We start from the raw sequence: 15,495 nt of genomic DNA, 5'->3' as shown, positions 1-15,495 counted from the left end.
GGGCCTAAAAGCTCGGCAACAAGCTCGGGAGAAATAAGATGGTTGTAAGCGCCAACAGACTTGAACTGCTGCAGATCGCCGACGCGGTGGCGCGTGAAAAGTCGATCGACAAGTCGATCGTCATTGCCGCCATGGCTGATGCGATCCAGAAGGCCGCGCGCTCGCGCTACGGCCAGGAAACCAACATCCGCGCCGACATCAACGCCAACACCGGCGAGATGAAGCTGCAGCGGCTGATGGAAGTGGTCGAGAAGGTCGACGACTACGCCACCCAGATCGCCATTTCCTCGGCCCGCGAGCGCAATCCGGACGCCCAGCTTGGCGACTTCATCGCCGAACAGCTGCCGCCAATGGATTTCGGCCGCATCGCCGCCCAGTCAGCCAAGCAGGTCATCGTGCAGAAAGTGCGCGAGGCCGAGCGCGACCGCCAGTATGACGAATACAAGGACCGCATCGGCGAGATCGTCAACGGCACCGTCAAGCGCGTCGAATATGGCAACGTCATCGTCGATCTCGGCCGTGGCGAGGCGATTATCCGCCGCGACGAGCTGATCCCGCGTGAAAACTACAAGTACGGCGACCGCGTCCGCGCCTATGTCTACGACGTGCGCCGCGAACAGCGCGGCCCGCAGATATTCCTGTCGCGCACCCATCCGCAGTTCATGGCCAAGCTCTTCACCATGGAAGTGCCGGAAATCTATGACGGCATCATCGAGATCAAGTCGGTCGCCCGCGACCCAGGCTCGCGCGCCAAGATCGCCGTCATTTCGCGTGACTCGTCGATCGATCCGGTCGGCGCCTGCGTCGGTATGCGCGGCAGCCGCGTCCAGGCCGTGGTCGGCGAATTGCAGGGCGAAAAGATCGACATCATTCCGTGGTCGCCTTCGGCCGCCTCCTTCATCGTCAACGCGCTGCAGCCGGCGGAAGTCGCCAAGGTGGTGCTCGACGAGGATGCCGAGCGCATCGAAGTGGTGGTTCCCGACGACCAGCTGTCGCTGGCCATCGGCCGTCGCGGCCAGAACGTGCGTCTTGCCTCGCAGCTCACCGGCTGGGACATCGACATCCTGACCGAGGCCGAGGAGTCCGAGCGCCGCCAGAAGGAATTCGTCGAACGCTCGTCGCTGTTCATGGAAGCCCTTGATGTCGACGAGATGGTAGGCCAGGTGTTGGCCTCCGAAGGCTTCACCAGCGTCGAGGAAGTTGCCTATGTCGATTCGGGCGAGATCGCCTCGATCGACGGTTTCGACGAAGACACCGCTTCGGAGATCCAGACCCGCGCCCGCGAATATCTGGAGAAGATCGAAGCCGAGCATGACGACAAGCGCAAGGCGCTGGGCGTCGCCGACGAACTGCGCGAGATCCCTGGCGTCACCACCGCCATGATGGTGACGCTTGGCGAGGATGGCGTGAAGACGATCGAGGATTTCGCCGGCTATGCCGCCGACGACCTGACCGGCTGGAAGGAACGCAAGGACGGCGAGACCAAGGTATTCCCGGGTGTGCTCGCCAATCACGGCGTGTCGCGCGCCGACGCCGAGCAGATGGTTCTGGCAGCCCGCCTCAAGGCCGGCTGGATCACCGAAGACGAGCTTGCAGCCGAACAGGTCCCGGCTGACGAAGCCGTTGGTGCGTGAGGTGAAACCACATCGCACACAACCCGCCCCAGGACGAGATGAACGATCGCACCTGCATCGTCACGCGCAAACAAGCCGAGCCGGATGAGCTGATCCGTTTCGTCGTCGGCCCGGATTCGGCCGTCGTTCCCGACCTGAAGAGAAATCTGCCCGGCCGTGGTTGTTGGGTGAGCGCCGACCGCCTACATATCGACAAGGCGGCGGCGAAGAACCTGTTTGCCCGCGCCTTCAAGGCGCAGGTCGTCGTGCCGCCCGATCTCGGCGGCATGGTCGACGGACTGCTTGCACGATCCGCTTTGGGTATGCTTGGCCTTGCCCGCAAGGCTGGCTCGATCGCACTCGGCGCAACCAAGGTCGAGAGCGCGGTGCGCTCGGGGTTGGCGCTTTTCGTGCTCCACGCGACCGAGGCATCCGACGATGGCGTGCGCAAGATCAGTCAGGCGCGGCGGGCAACTGTCCACCTCGGCGGGCCTGCAGTCCTTGCCTACAAACTTTTCTCCGAGGCCGAGTTGAGCTTGGCATTGGGGGGTACAAATGTGATACATGCTGCCGTTCTCGCGGGAGACGCGGGCAAGGCGGTTGAGAGGCGCATGGTTGCGCTCGACCGATATCGGGGCGGAACCCCCGACGATCTGGCAATGCTTGCGGCCGTTGCTGACGAAGATGATGCTGCAGAGGATATGGAATGAGCGATACGAAATCGGGCGACGATAAGACGTTGAGTGTTACACCGAAGAAGACCTTGACGCTGAAGCGCCCCGGTACCGAGCAGAGCGTCGTGCGACAGAATTTCTCGCATGGCCGCACCAAGCAGGTCCAGGTCGAGATCAAGAAGCGCAAATTCTCCATGCCCGGCGACAAGCCGGAGCCGGTGGCTGCACCCGTATTTACGCCCAAGCCCGCGGTAGTGGCAGCCCCCGTCGTGCAGGAAGCGCCCAAGGCGCCGCCTCCGCCCCCGGCCGAACGCGGCGGCATGGTGCTGAACGAACTGTCGCGCAATGAAATGGAAGCGCGCCGCAGGGCGCTCGAAGGCTCCAAGGTTCGCGACGTCGAGGACCGCCAACGCGCCATCGAAGAGGCCAAGCGCCGCAACGAGGATGAGGAACGCCGCAAGCGCGAGCGCGAGGAATCCGCGCGCCGTCAGGCCGAGGAAGAAGCCCGCCTGCAGACCGAGGCCGAGTCCCGCCGCCGCGCCGAGGAAGAAGCGCGCCGCCGCGCGCCGCAGGCTGCCGAGCTTGTGGCATCGGACGACGAGGAAGAGGTCAAGCCGAAGCGCACCGCCGCCGGCGCCCCGGTACGCCGTCCGGTTACGCCCGAAGTGGCGCGCCCGGCCAAGCCGACCAAGGCCGAGGAAGACCGTCGTCGCGGCAAGCTGACCCTCAACACGGCTCTTTCCGACGAGGACGCGCGCGCCCGCTCGCTGTCGTCGATGCGTCGCCGCCAGGAAAAATTCAAGCGCGCGATGCACAATGAGCCGCGCGAGAAGGTTATGCGCGAAGTGATCCTGCCTGAAACCATCACCATCCAGGAACTGGCGCAGCGCATGTCCGAGCGCGCCGTCGATGTGGTTAAGTACTTCATGAAGCAGGGCCAGATCCTGAAGCCGGGCGACATCATCGACGCCGACACGGCCGAGCTGGTCGCCACCGAATTCGGCCACACGGTCCGCCGCGTCGCCGAGTCCGACATCGAGGAAGGCCTGTTCAACATTGCCGACAATGCCGAGGACCTGGTGTCGCGGCCGCCTGTCGTGACCATCATGGGCCATGTCGACCACGGCAAGACCTCGCTGCTCGACGCCATCCGCAATGCCAATGTCGTCTCCGGCGAAGCCGGCGGCATCACCCAGCATATCGGCGCCTACCAGGTCGAGAAGAACGGGCAGAAGATCACCTTCATCGACACGCCCGGTCACGCCGCCTTCACGGCGATGCGCGCCCGTGGCGCTCAGGCAACCGACATCGCCATCCTGGTGGTGGCGGCCGACGACAGCGTCATGCCGCAGACCATCGAATCGATCAGCCATGCCAAGGCGGCCGGCGTTCCGATTATCGTGGCGATCAACAAGATCGACAAGCATGATGCCGATCCGCAGAAGGTGCGGTCCGAACTGCTGCGCCATGAGGTGTTCGTCGAATCGATGGGCGGTGAAGTGCTGGACGTCGAAGTGTCGGCGACCAAGGGCACCAACCTCGACAAGCTGTTGGAAGCGATCCTGCTGCAGGCCGAAATCCTCGACCTCAAGGCCAATCCGGACCGTACCGCCGAGGGCGTGGTCATCGAAGCCCAGCTGGACAAGGGCCGTGGCCCCGTCGCCACCGTACTGGTGCAGACCGGCACTTTGATGCCGGGCGACATCCTCGTCGCCGGCAACGAATGGGGCCGGGTGCGCGCGCTGGTCAACGACCGTGGCGAGCAGATCAAGGAGGCGCCGCCGGCAATGCCGGTCGAGGTGCTCGGCCTGCAGGGCACGCCGCAAGCCGGCGACCGCTTCGCTGTCGTCAACAACGAGGCCCGCGCCCGCGAGATCACCGAATATCGCCAGCGTCTGGCGCGCGAGAAGGCAGTGGCTCGCCATGCCGGCCAGCGCGGCTCGCTCGAACAGATGATGTCGCAGCTGCAGACGAGCGGGTTGAAGGAATTCCCGCTGGTCATCAAGGGCGACGTGCAGGGTTCGATCGAGGCGATCAACGCCGCTCTCGACAAGCTTGGCACCGACGAGGTGCGTGCGCGCATCGTTCATGCCGGCGCCGGCGCCATCACCGAAAGCGACGTGTCGCTGGCGGAGACCTCGGGGGCCGCGATCATCGGCTTCAACGTCCGTGCCAACGTGCAGGCACGTGCGGCCGCGGCGGCCGCGGGCATCGAAATCCGCTACTACTCGATCATCTACAACCTTGTCGATGATGTGAAGGCAGCACTTTCCGGCTTGCTGTCGCCGGAACGCCGCGAGACCTTCATCGGCAATGCCGAGATCCTCGAGATCTTCGACATCACCAAGGTCGGCAAGATCGCCGGCTGCCGTGTCACCGAAGGCAAGGTCGAGCGTGGAGCGGGCGTGCGCCTGATCCGCGACAACGTCGTCATCCATGAAGGCACGCTGAAGACCCTCAAGCGCTTCAAGGACGAAGTCGCGGAAGTTCCGGGCGGCCAGGAGTGCGGCATGGCCTTCCAGAACTACGAGGACATGCGCGTTGGCGACATCATCGAGTGCTTCCGCGTCGAGATGGTGACCCGGACGCTCTGAGTTCGTATACTGTCGATATGACCGGGCGGTGGTCGAAAGACCGCCGCTCTAACTTTAATGCCTGTCGCCCAAAAGTGCGGGATAAACGACATGCATAGAAACAAGTATGAGACATGCGGCACGGTCCCATCCCGCGCCTCACGCTTTCCGGATTGAGAAAAATGCCCCGTCCAACCGCCTCCAGCCCATCCCAGCGCATGCTTCGCGTCGCCGAACAGGTGCGCCATGCGCTGTCGGAAACCTTGCAGCGCGGCGAGATTATCGACCCGCTGATCGAGAACACCGTGGTTTCGGTCTCGGAAGTGCGCATGTCGACTGATCTGAGGGTCGCAACGGCCTTCGTTTCGCCGCTCGGCGCCAAGGACACGGGTGCGGTCATCGACGCGCTCAACAAGCATGCGAAGTTCGTCCGTGGCCGCGTCTCCGGCGCGCTCCGCCAGATGAAGTTCATGCCGGAGTTCCGCTTCAAGCTCGATACGTCCTTCGACAATTTCGCCAGGATCAACGATTTGCTGAAATCGCCCGAAGTCGCGCGAGACTTGGGTGCCGATGGCGAAGACAACGACAAGGACGAGAAATAGTGGGGCGCCGCGGCAAGAAGAAGGGCCGGCCGATCTCCGGCTGGGTGGTGCTGGATAAGCCGGTTGGCATGGGTTCGACCGAAGCCGTCTCCAAGATCAAATGGCTTTTCCAGGCCGAAAAGGCCGGCCATGCCGGCACGCTCGACCCGCTGGCCTCTGGCATGCTGCCGATCGCGCTCGGCGAGGCAACCAAGACCGTGCCTTATGTACAGGACGGCGCCAAAATCTACCGGTTCACCGTCGCCTGGGGCGAGGAGCGTTCGACCGACGATCTCGAAGGCCCGGTGACGCAAAGTTCCGACCGCCGTCCGGCGGAAAACGATGTCAGGGCGCTGCTGCCGAACTACACCGGCGTCATCATGCAGACACCGCCGCAATTCTCGGCCATCAAGATATCAGGCGAACGCGCCTACGATCTCGCCCGTGGGGGCGAGACAGTCGACATCCCCGCGCGCGAGATCGAGATCGGCCGTCTGGACATCGTCGAGCACGCTGCCGGCCACACCTTGTTCGAGGTCGAATGCGGCAAGGGCACCTATGTGCGCTCGCTGGCCCGCGACATGGGCCGCGACCTCGGCTGCTTCGGCCACATCGCCGAATTGCGCAGGGTCGAGGTCGAGCCGTTCACCCAGGAGGATTTCGTCACCGTCGCCGAACTGGAAGCCGCCCGTTTCGGCGAACAGCGCGAAGCTGACAAAGAGGGCGACGCCGATGTTGCCGACGCGCCGATCGACTTTGGCGCCATCGATGCGCTGCTTGTCGACACGGCCGCCGCGCTCGACTGCCTGCCCCAGATCGCCATCAGCGACGAAGCGGCGACCAAGATCCGCCTTGGCAATCCCGTCATCATCCGCGGCCGCGACGCGCCCGTGGAAGCCGAGGAAGCCTGCGCCACCGCGCGCGGCAAGCTTGTTGCCATCGGCGCCATCGAGCAAGGCATGTTCAAGCCGAAGCGGGTCTTTGCCGGCTGACCACTCTCGTCTAGTCTTACGTCGACGTCACATCCGAGGGGCACATGGCAAAGGCTGAGGCGGTGAAGAAGCGGGCGCCGGTGACAACGCGCCGGCCGCCGGTTGGCGCCTCGCCCGGCACGCTGATCGCCGATCCGGCGGCGCGACGGTCCGAGCTGCGGCTGACGCTGATTTCGCCTGACAAATTCAAGACCATCAACGATGCCAGCATCGACGATCTCAACACCCATTGCGACAACTGGCCGGTCGTCTGGTTGGACTGCACCGGTCTCGCCAACATCCAGCTGATCGAGGAGATCGGCCGGATCTTCAACCTGCATCCACTGGCTCTGGAAGATGTCGTCAACACCGGCCAGCGGCCGAAGGTCGACTTCTTCGAGGACCACGCCTTCGTCGTCATGCGCATGATCGACGACGTCAAGGTGCATCGCTATGAGCAGATCGCGGTGTTCTTCGGCAAGAAATTCGTCGTCACCTTCCAGGAGCGCGAAGGCGATCCGTTCGACCCCGTGCGCAAGCGCATCGCCGCAGCGTTGCCCAACCGCTTGCGGATGCGCGGCGCCGACTATCTGGCCTATGCGCTCATCGATTCCATCGTCGACAGCTATTTCCCGCCGATTGAGGCCGCGAGCGAGGAGGTCGATGGCATCGAGGACGAGATGCTCAACACGCCTCACAAGCATCAGATGCGCCAGCTGCACGAATTGCGGCGCGACGCCAATGTGCTCAAGGGCGTGCTGTGGCCGATGCGCGACGCGCTGGCGACGCTGATCCGCAACGACGTGCCCTATGTGAAGCCGGAGACGAAAATCTTCTTCAACGACACGCTCGACCACGCATTGCGGCTGATCGAGCTGGTCGAGAACCAGCGTGATATGCTGACCGGCTTGATCGAAATGCATTTGTCGCTGAGCCAGGCGCGCACCAACGACGTCATCTCTTATCTCACCATCGTCTCGGTGATCTTCATGCCGCTAACCTTCCTGGTCGGTATCTGGGGGATGAATTTCGATCCCGAGATCTCGCCGTGGAACATGCCGGAACTGAAAGCCTACTATGGCTACCCGGCTTCGCTGCTGTTCATGCTGGCCGTTGCTGTCGGGCTGATCGTCTTCTTCAAAAGCAAGAAGTGGCTGTAAGGTTTCGGTGTCAAGGGAATCCTGGATACCCGAGCAAAGGGCTGCGACAAGCCGGCTTTATGAATGGGCTGGTGTTTTCCGGGGAATTGCCCTATATGCGCCGCAGCATCGCGCCATGTCGCTTTGCTTGCACCGGCCCCTGCTGGACGACATCCCGGCTGAGGGCGACCCGTTTCCTCAAACAGATAAGGAAAAACACGATGTCGATTACTGCCGAGCGCAAACAGGAATTGATGGGTGAATTCGCAACCGCGAAGGGCGATACCGGGTCTCCGGAAGTCCAGGTGGCCATCCTTTCCGAGCGCATCAAGAACCTGACCGACCACTTCAAGGACCACAAGAAGGATAACCATTCCCGCCGTGGTCTGCTCGCTCTCGTCTCCCAGCGCCGCAGCCTGCTTGATTATCTCAAGCGCAAGGATGACGCGCGCTATCAGACGTTGATCGAGAAGCTCGGTCTGCGCCGTTGACGAATTGACCGGCGGGCTTTCGAAGGAGAGCCCGCCGGTCGCGCATTCTGCCAGTCGCATCGATTGGCCAGACCCGGTTTCGAGCGTGCAGAGGCCACTCGAAACCGCCCATGGACGGTCATGGGGCAGGATTGCAGGACGCTCGTGCGCTAACCAGCGCCGAAATTTACCGAGCTTCCCGTTGTCTTGCCCGTGGCTGCCCGAGAAAGGAAGCCAGGGAAAGGGCATCCGCGCACCGTGAAACGGCGCGGCCCTTTCCGCTTATTAAGGACAAGTTATGTTCAACTACCACAAAGTGGAAATCGAATGGGGCGGCCGTCCGCTCATCCTGGAAACCGGCAAGATCGCACGTCAGGCTGACGGCGCGGTGCTTGCGACCTACGGCGAAACTAAGGTTCTCGCCACCGTCGTTTCGATGAAGGAGCCGAAGCCAGGCCTCGATTTCTTCCCGCTGACCGTCAACTACCAGGAAAAGACCTACGCCGCCGGCAAGATCCCGGGCGGCTACTTCAAGCGCGAGGGACGTCCGAGCGAAAAGGAAACGCTGGTTTCCCGCCTGATCGACCGCCCAATCCGCCCGCTCTTCGCCGACGGCTACAAGAACGACACCCAGATCGTCGTCACCGTCGTCCAGCATGACCTCGAGAACGATCCCGATATCCTGTCGATCGTCGCCACCTCGGCCGCTTTGACGCTGTCGGGCGTTCCCTTCATGGGCCCGATCGGCGGCGCCCGCGTCGGCTACATCAACGGCGAATACGTGCTCAACCCGCATGTCGATGAGATGCAGGAATCCAGGCTGGACCTGATCGTCGCCGGCACCACCGACGCCGTGCTGATGGTCGAGTCCGAAGCCAAGGAACTCGGCGAAGAGCTGATGCTCGGCGCCGTCATGTTCGGCCACAGGGGCTTCCAGCCGGTCATCGACGCCATCATCAAGCTGGCCGAAGTTGCCGCCAAGGAGCCGCGCGATTTCACGGCGCCGGACTACTCCGCGCTTGAAGCCGAAATGCTGAAGATCGTCGGCGACGAGCTCAGCAATGCCTACAAGAACGTCGACAAGCAGAAGCGTTACGCCGCCGTCGACGCCGTCAAGGCGAAGGTCAAGGCAGCGTTCGCCCCGGCCGAAGGCGAAGACGCCAAGTACACCTCCGAGCAGATCGGTTCGGTGTTCAAGGAACTCCAGGCCAAGGTCGTGCGCTGGAACATCCTCGACACCGGTTCGCGCATCGATGGCCGTGACCTCAAGACTGTCCGCAAGATCGTCTCGGAAGTCGGCGTCCTGCCGCGCACGCACGGTTCGGCGCTGTTCACCCGCGGCGAGACCCAGGCGCTGGTCGTTGCCACGCTGGGTACCGGCGAGGACGAGCAGTATGTCGATTCGCTGACCGGCATGTACAAGGAGAAGTTCCTCCTTCACTACAACTTCCCTCCCTACTCCGTCGGCGAGACCGGCCGCATGGGTTCGCCGGGCCGCCGCGAAATCGGCCACGGCAAGCTCGCCTGGCGCGCTATCCGTCCGATGCTGCCGAGCGCGGACCAGTTCCCCTACACGCTGCGCGTCGTCTCGGAGATCACCGAGTCCAACGGTTCGTCGTCGATGGCCACCGTCTGCGGCACATCGCTGGCGCTGATGGATGCCGGCGTTCCGCTGGCCAAGCCGGTTGCTGGTATCGCGATGGGCCTGATCAAGGAAGGCGAGCGCTTCGCGGTTCTGTCCGACATCCTGGGTGACGAAGATCACCTCGGCGACATGGACTTCAAGGTTGCCGGTACCGAAGGCGGCATCACCTCGCTGCAGATGGACATCAAGATCGAGGGCATCACCGAGGAGATCATGAAGATCGCGCTGGACCAGGCCAAGGACGGCCGCCAGCATATCCTCAGCGAGATGGCGCATGCTCTGACCGGCGCCCGCCCCGAACTCGGTGAGTTCGCACCGCGCATCGAGGTTATGCACATCCCGACCGACAAGATCCGCGACGTGATCGGCTCCGGCGGCAAGGTTATCCGTGAGATCGTCGAGAAGACCGGCGCAAAGATCAACATCGAGGACGACGGCACGGTCAAGATCGCTTCGTCGAACGCCAAGGAGATCGAGGCGGCCAAGAAGTGGATCCATACCATCGTCGCCGAGCCGGAAGTCGGCGAAATCTACGAAGGCACGGTCGTCAAGACCGCCGACTTCGGCGCTTTCGTCAACTTCTTCGGTCCGCGTGACGGCCTCGTCCACATCTCGCAGCTTGCCAACGACCGGGTCGCCAAGACCTCGGACGTCGTCAAGGAAGGCGACAAGGTCTGGGTCAAGCTGATGGGCTTCGACGAGCGCGGCAAGGTCCGCCTGTCGATGAAGGTCGTCGACCAGGCCACCGGCAAGGAAATCGCCCGCGACAAGAAGGCCGAAGGCGAAGAAAACGCCGCCTGAGTGGTCTGACAATAGAGTTGAACGGGCGCGGCTTATGTCGCGCCCGTTTTCGTTTAATACCCGTCTACGACATGAGAATCGAAGAATGGCCGCTGAGCCGCTGAAGACACTGTTCCATCCCTTCGAGGCCGAGGGGCTCCCTCTGCCGCAAAAGGGCGAGCGTGTGTTGTTCCTGGGTGCGGAGCCCGGCTTCCGCTTGCCGGAAGGCTTCGAGGCAGAGCTCCATCTTGCACAGGGTTTCCGGCCGCATCTCCGAGCGCTGGAGCGTGCCGGTCACAAGGTAACGCCCCGCTCGGAAGGCGATGCATTCGATGCAGCGCTCGTGCTTGCCGGCCGCCATCGTGGGCTAAACGAGATGCGTATTGCCGAGGCGATCGAACGCGTCACGCCGGGCGGTCTGATCATTGTCGCCGGCGGTAAGGACGAAGGCATCGCCAGCCTGCGCAAGCGCATCGACGAGCTTGTCCCCATCGAAGGGCATCTGCCGAAATATCACGGCATCGCCTTCTGGCTTCGCCGTCCGGTCGATCTGGCGCCTGCGGAAAAACTGCGCGTCGCCAATCCTGCCTTGGTCGTAGAGGACCGCTTCCGCACTGCGCCGGGCATGTTCTCCTTCGACCGGATCGACGCCGGCTCGAAACTTCTGGTCGACAACCTGCCCAAAGACCTGCGCGGCAACATTGCTGATTTCTGCGCCGGCTGGGGTTATGTCGCCGCCGAGGTCGCGGCACGTTCATCCGGTATAACGGGGCTCGACCTTTACGAAGCGGATTTCGACGCGCTTGAGGCGGCCAAGGGCAATATCGGCCAGACAGGCTTCGAGCCCGGCTTCTTTTGGACCGATCTGCTGAGGGAGCCGGTCGAGCGGCGCTATGATGCCATCGTCATGAACCCGCCCTTCCATCGCAGCCGGGCGGCCGAGCCGGAAATCGGCGCCGGCATGATCCAGGCGGCGGGCAAGGCGCTGAAGCCGGGCGGGCGGCTGTTCATGGTGGCGAACCGTCAGCTGCCTTACGAACCGGTTCTGAAGGCCGTCTTCTCCAGCCATGCCGAGCTCGCCCGCGACGGCATGTTCAAGGTTTTCTCCGCGCGCCGATAGGACGGTGCCGGTCGCCTCAATGCATGCTGACGATGCGCGCCGGCTCGTGGACGGGAATGGTCGGTCTGATATCGCCAGGCTTGATCTTGAGCGGCGCCGGCCTGCCGAACAGATAGCCCTGCACCATCTCGCAACCAGCTGCTCGCAAAAGCGTCGCCTGGTTCTCGGTCTCGACGCCTTCGGCGATGATGCCGACGCCGAGCGCCCGCGACAGGCCGACGATGGTAGAGACGACGGCGCCCGAATTCGAATCGGTGTCGATGCGGCTGACGAAGGAGCGGTCGATCTTCAGCTTGCCGAAGGCGAAGTCGATCAGGTAGCTGAGATTGGAATAGCCGGTGCCGAAATCGTCGACGGCCACCGAAATGCCCATGTCGGCAAGCTGCTGCAGGATGGTGGCAGCGCGGTCGCGGTCCTGCATCATCGCCGTCTCGGTCACTTCGAGCTCCAGCCGCGACGGCTTGATGCCGGTGCTGGCCATCGTATCGCGCACGATGCCGACGAAATCCTTGGTCATGAACTGGACCGGCGAGATGTTGACGGCAACGAAGCAGTCCTCGGGCAAATGACGGGCATCGCTGCAGGCCTTGTTCAGCACCCAATTGCCGATCGGGTGGATCATGCCGGTCTCTTCGGCGATCGGAATGAATTCCATCGGCGGGATCATGCCGCGTTCCGGGTGCTTCCAGCGGATCAGCGCCTCGTAGCCGACGATACGGCCGGTCGGCAGGTCGAGCTGCGGCTGGTAGTGAAGGTCGAAATCGCCACGGACGAAGGCGATGTGCAGTTCGGATTCGATCCAGTGGCGGTAGTCGGCGACCTGGCCCATGTCGGAATGGAAGACCGACCAGTTGCCCACGCCGCCGGCGCGGGCATTCTGCAGCGCCAGGTTGGAGCGGCGCAGGATGAGGACCGGATCGACGCCATCCTTTGGCATCGCCACGATGCCGACCGACAGGCCGACCGACTGCAGGTGGGAATCGAGCTGGTACGGCTTCAGCATCTCCTCGATCATGGTTTCGACGGTGCTTTCCATGGACCTTTGGAGTTGGTGTTCCCAGACAAGGATAGCGAACTCGCCGGCGCCGATGCGCCCCATCACCGCGCCTTCGGGCATGCAGGCCTTCAACCGCTTGGTGAAGCCGCGGATCAGTTCGTCGCCATGGCTGTAGCCGATGGCGTCGTTGATCTGCTTGAAGCGGTCGATGTCGATGTCGATGAGGAACACCGGCTCACCGGTCCTGATCGTCGCGGACGCCGCGTCGGCAATCCTGCCGACCATCGCCGGCCGCGCAAAAAGCCCGGTCAGCTTGTCAAAATGGGTTTCGTTGAAAACGTAGTCCACCGATTCATCGACGCCGGCGAAGAAGGACAAGGCAGCACCGGCGGCGGCCAGCGCGCATAGCGCCGACGCGATGCCGATCATGGTTTCCGCCTGCATGCCGGCAAAGCCGTCCCCGAAACCATGCCGGAGGCCCCAAAGCCCAAGGATGAAACTGCCAAGGCCCGAACTGGCGACGGTGAGCAGCCGGAACACAGGTGTTCGCTTCGGGTTGCTGACAGCAGGCATTGCTCAGTCCCTGTCGCATGATCCCGAAATCAACTCGACTTTCGGAAATATCAAGCGCAAATTCATAAAGGCTAAAGTATCCTTTGCGCCCAGCAAGAACGCGCAGAGCCCAAGCCCATAAGACTTCTAGCGGATATCTCCTTAAAATGAGTTTCCGCCGATGCATCTAATTTTACTGGTGAGTTAATCGCGTACGCTGTCGGTCTGCTTCAACTCATCCAGGGTTGGCATCGACACGATGTGATAGCCGGAATCCACATAATGGATTTCGCCGGTGACGCCTGACGAGAGGTCGGACAAAAGATAGAGCGCCGAGCCGCCGACCTCGTCGATGGTCACCGTGCGGCGCAGCGGCGAGTTGCGCTGCTGGTAGGAGTACATGTGGCGGGCGTCCGAGATTCCGGCGCCGGCCAAAGTACGCACCGGTCCCGCCGATATGCCGTTCACCCGGATGCCGCGCGGGCCATAATCGTTGGCGAGATAGCGCACGCTGGCTTCCAGCCCGGCCTTGGCGACGCCCATGACGTTGTAGTTCGGCATGACGCGGACAGAGCCGGCATAGGTCAGCGTGATCATCGCGCCGCCTTCGCTCATCAGCGGGGCGGCATGGCGGGCGACCTCGGTGAAGGAGTAGCAGGAGATGACCATGGTGCGGACGAAATTGTCGCGGCTGGTGTCGGCGTAGAGCCCTTTGAGCTCGTTCTTGTCGGAAAAGCCGATGGCGTGGACGACGAAGTCGAGCCCGCCCCATTCCTTGCCGAGCGTCTCGAAGGTGGCGGCGACCGATGCGCTGTCCTCGACGTCGCACGGCACCACCAGTGACGCCCCAAGTTTCTCGGCAAGCGGCTTGACGCGGCGCCCGAAGGCGTCGCCCTGATAGGTGAAGGCAAGCTCCGCCCCGTGTTCGGACAATTTCCTGGCGATGCCCCAGGCGATCGAATGATCGTTGGCGACGCCCATGACAAGCCCGCGCTTGCCCTTCATCAGTCCGTCCATGGCCGGCAATCCCCCTACAATAAAACGCTGGCCTTATGCGGAATAGCGCTGGAAAATCAGCGTTGCGTTGGTGCCACCGAAGCCGAACGAGTTGGACAAAACCGTGTCGATCCTGGCGTCGTCGATGCGCTTGCGCACGATCGGCATGCCCTCGAATTCGGGATCGAGGTTTTCGATATGGGCGCTCTCGCCGATGAAGCCGCCTTGCATCATCAGGATCGAGTAGATCGATTCCTGTACGCCGGCGGCACCAAGGGAATGGCCGGTCAGCGACTTGGTCGAGGTGATGAACGGCATCGTGTCGCCGAACACCTCTCGGATGGCGCCCATTTCCCGGGAATCGCCGACCGGCGTCGAGGTGCCGTGGGTGTTGATGTAGTCGACCGGCGCGGACACCGTCGCCAGAGCCTGGCGCATGCAGCGCACCGCGCCTTCGCCCGACGGCGCCACCATGTCGTAACCGTCCGACGTCGCGCCATAGCCGACGATCTCAGCGTAGATCTTGGCGCCGCGCGCCTTGGCGTGTTCGAGCTCCTCCAGGATGAGGACGCCCGCGCCGCCCGCGATGACGAAGCCATCGCGATTGGCGTCATACGCGCGGGAAGCTGTTGACGCCTTGTCGTTATACTTCGACGACATCGCCCCCATGGCATCGAACAGGTCCGACATCGTCCAGTCGAGGTCCTCATGGCCGCCGGCAAACATCACATCCTGCTTGCCCCACTGGATCAGTTCGTAGGCGTTGCCGATGCAATGCGCCGAGGTCGAGCAGGCCGACGAGATCGAATAGTTGACGCCGTGGATCTTGAACCAGGTGGCGAGCGTCGCCGACGCGGTCGACGACATCGCCTTCGGCACCGCGAACGGACCGATGCGCTTGGGGCTGTTGTTCTTGAGCGTGGTCTCGGCCGCCTCGACGATGGTGCGGGTCGAGGGGCCACCCGAGCCCATGACAATGCCGGTGCGCTCATTGGTGATGTCGCTTTCGCCAAGCCCGGCGTCGGCGATCGCCTGGTCCATCGCGACATGGTTCCAGGCCGCGCCCTGGCTCAGGAAGCGCATGGCGCGCCGGTCGATCATAGGGGTCGGGTCGAGCGTCGGCGCGCCCCAGACCTGGCAGCGGAAGCCGTGTTCGGCGAAGGAATCGGAGAAGCTGATGCCTGATTTGGCATCGTGGAGCGAGGATTGCACCTCGTTGGCGTTGTTGCCGATCGACGATACGATGCCGAGGCCTGTGACGACGACCCTTCTCATTCGCAACTCCTTCCAGCGGATGATCCCGAAACCCTAGTCGGTTTTCGCCGGCGATCATACGCAAAACCAAAATGCCGCAGCGTCGTTGCGCGTCCGGGAACGCCCTGCT

At 63.0% G+C, this 15,495-nt stretch carries 12 protein-coding genes; 9 read left to right on the top strand and 3 right to left on the bottom strand.

Going from position 1 to position 15,495, the window contains the following annotated elements; translation table 11 throughout:
- The first annotated feature begins 38 nt into the window (after nucleotides 1-38).
- From nusA to NLY43_RS14895, 9 genes are all read left to right on the top strand, one after another.
- Complete coding sequence (gene nusA, locus NLY43_RS14935; RefSeq protein ID WP_023711436.1) at nucleotides 39-1,634, top strand: transcription termination factor NusA; 1,596 nt, start codon at nucleotides 39-41, stop codon at nucleotides 1,632-1,634.
- 38 nt (nucleotides 1,635-1,672) lie between these two features.
- A complete protein-coding gene (locus NLY43_RS14930) occupies nucleotides 1,673-2,323 on the top strand; it encodes an RNA-binding protein (protein WP_023669556.1) in 651 nt (216 codons plus the stop codon).
- Nucleotides 2,320-4,881: a translation initiation factor IF-2 gene (gene infB / locus NLY43_RS14925; RefSeq protein WP_023699462.1), complete on the top strand. Its 2,562-nt coding sequence runs from the start codon at nucleotides 2,320-2,322 to the stop codon at nucleotides 4,879-4,881. Before NLY43_RS14930 ends, infB begins: the two co-directional genes overlap by 4 nt.
- Before the next feature lie 161 nt (nucleotides 4,882-5,042).
- Nucleotides 5,043-5,462: a 30S ribosome-binding factor RbfA gene (gene rbfA, locus NLY43_RS14920; RefSeq protein WP_023669558.1), complete on the top strand. Its 420-nt coding sequence runs from the start codon at nucleotides 5,043-5,045 to the stop codon at nucleotides 5,460-5,462.
- Entirely contained in the window at nucleotides 5,462-6,433 is a 972-nt protein-coding gene (gene truB, locus NLY43_RS14915) for a tRNA pseudouridine(55) synthase TruB (protein WP_023711435.1), read from the top strand. Before rbfA ends, truB begins: the two co-directional genes overlap by 1 nt.
- Before the next feature lie 44 nt (nucleotides 6,434-6,477).
- The gene (gene corA / locus NLY43_RS14910; RefSeq protein WP_023711434.1) at nucleotides 6,478-7,572 is read left to right on the top strand and encodes a magnesium/cobalt transporter CorA; all 1,095 of its coding nucleotides are present in this window, start codon (nucleotides 6,478-6,480) and stop codon (nucleotides 7,570-7,572) included.
- Between the two features lie 95 nt (nucleotides 7,573-7,667).
- A complete protein-coding gene (gene rpsO, locus NLY43_RS14905) occupies nucleotides 7,668-8,042 on the top strand; it encodes a 30S ribosomal protein S15 (protein ID WP_280790898.1) in 375 nt (124 codons plus the stop codon).
- A gap of 277 nt (nucleotides 8,043-8,319) precedes the next feature.
- A complete protein-coding gene (pnp, locus tag NLY43_RS14900; RefSeq protein ID WP_023688738.1) occupies nucleotides 8,320-10,467 on the top strand; it encodes a polyribonucleotide nucleotidyltransferase in 2,148 nt (715 codons plus the stop codon).
- Nucleotides 10,468-10,552: 85 nt separating this feature from the next.
- Nucleotides 10,553-11,566 (top strand): class I SAM-dependent methyltransferase, encoded by a 1,014-nt coding sequence (locus tag NLY43_RS14895; protein ID WP_023669562.1) that lies wholly within the window; start codon nucleotides 10,553-10,555, stop codon nucleotides 11,564-11,566.
- A 16-nt stretch (nucleotides 11,567-11,582) separates the two neighbouring features.
- On the opposite strand, the gene NLY43_RS14890 is transcribed toward NLY43_RS14895, so the two are convergent.
- From NLY43_RS14890 to fabB, 3 genes are all read right to left on the bottom strand, one after another.
- Nucleotides 11,583-13,136: a putative bifunctional diguanylate cyclase/phosphodiesterase gene (locus tag NLY43_RS14890; protein WP_023669563.1), complete on the bottom strand. Its 1,554-nt coding sequence runs from the start codon at nucleotides 13,134-13,136 to the stop codon at nucleotides 11,583-11,585.
- A gap of 183 nt (nucleotides 13,137-13,319) precedes the next feature.
- Nucleotides 13,320-14,132 (bottom strand): enoyl-ACP reductase FabI, encoded by an 813-nt coding sequence (fabI, locus tag NLY43_RS14885; RefSeq protein WP_023669564.1) that lies wholly within the window; start codon nucleotides 14,130-14,132, stop codon nucleotides 13,320-13,322.
- 33 nt (nucleotides 14,133-14,165) lie between these two features.
- Nucleotides 14,166-15,386 (bottom strand): beta-ketoacyl-ACP synthase I, encoded by a 1,221-nt coding sequence (fabB, locus tag NLY43_RS14880; RefSeq protein WP_023669565.1) that lies wholly within the window; start codon nucleotides 15,384-15,386, stop codon nucleotides 14,166-14,168.
- Nucleotides 15,387-15,495 lie beyond the last annotated feature (109 nt).

This window comes from Mesorhizobium sp. C416B, from assembly GCF_030323165.1.
In the GTDB taxonomy this organism is placed as follows: Bacteria; Pseudomonadota; Alphaproteobacteria; order Rhizobiales; family Rhizobiaceae; genus Mesorhizobium.
Note: the sequence above shows the minus strand (reverse complement) of the source record. Positions and strands in the feature narration are given on the sequence as shown.

Bases quoted from the DNA above. Each gene is read 5' to 3' on its own strand.
- fabI (WP_023669564.1), bottom strand. From the start codon at position 14,132: ATGGACGGACTGATGAAGGGCAAGCGCGGGCTTGTCATGGGCGTCGCC.
- corA (WP_023711434.1), top strand. From the start codon at position 6,478: ATGGCAAAGGCTGAGGCGGTGAAGAAGCGGGCGCCGGTGACAACGCGC.
- NLY43_RS14930 (WP_023669556.1), top strand. From the start codon at position 1,673: ATGAACGATCGCACCTGCATCGTCACGCGCAAACAAGCCGAGCCGGAT.
- rpsO (WP_280790898.1), top strand. From the start codon at position 7,668: ATGCGCCGCAGCATCGCGCCATGTCGCTTTGCTTGCACCGGCCCCTGC.
- fabB (WP_023669565.1), bottom strand. From the start codon at position 15,386: ATGAGAAGGGTCGTCGTCACAGGCCTCGGCATCGTATCGTCGATCGGC.
- NLY43_RS14895 (WP_023669562.1), top strand. From the start codon at position 10,553: ATGGCCGCTGAGCCGCTGAAGACACTGTTCCATCCCTTCGAGGCCGAG.
- infB (WP_023699462.1), top strand. From the start codon at position 2,320: ATGAGCGATACGAAATCGGGCGACGATAAGACGTTGAGTGTTACACCG.
- rbfA (WP_023669558.1), top strand. From the start codon at position 5,043: ATGCCCCGTCCAACCGCCTCCAGCCCATCCCAGCGCATGCTTCGCGTC.
- pnp (WP_023688738.1), top strand. From the start codon at position 8,320: ATGTTCAACTACCACAAAGTGGAAATCGAATGGGGCGGCCGTCCGCTC.
- nusA (WP_023711436.1), top strand. From the start codon at position 39: ATGGTTGTAAGCGCCAACAGACTTGAACTGCTGCAGATCGCCGACGCG.
- NLY43_RS14890 (WP_023669563.1), bottom strand. From the start codon at position 13,136: ATGCCTGCTGTCAGCAACCCGAAGCGAACACCTGTGTTCCGGCTGCTC.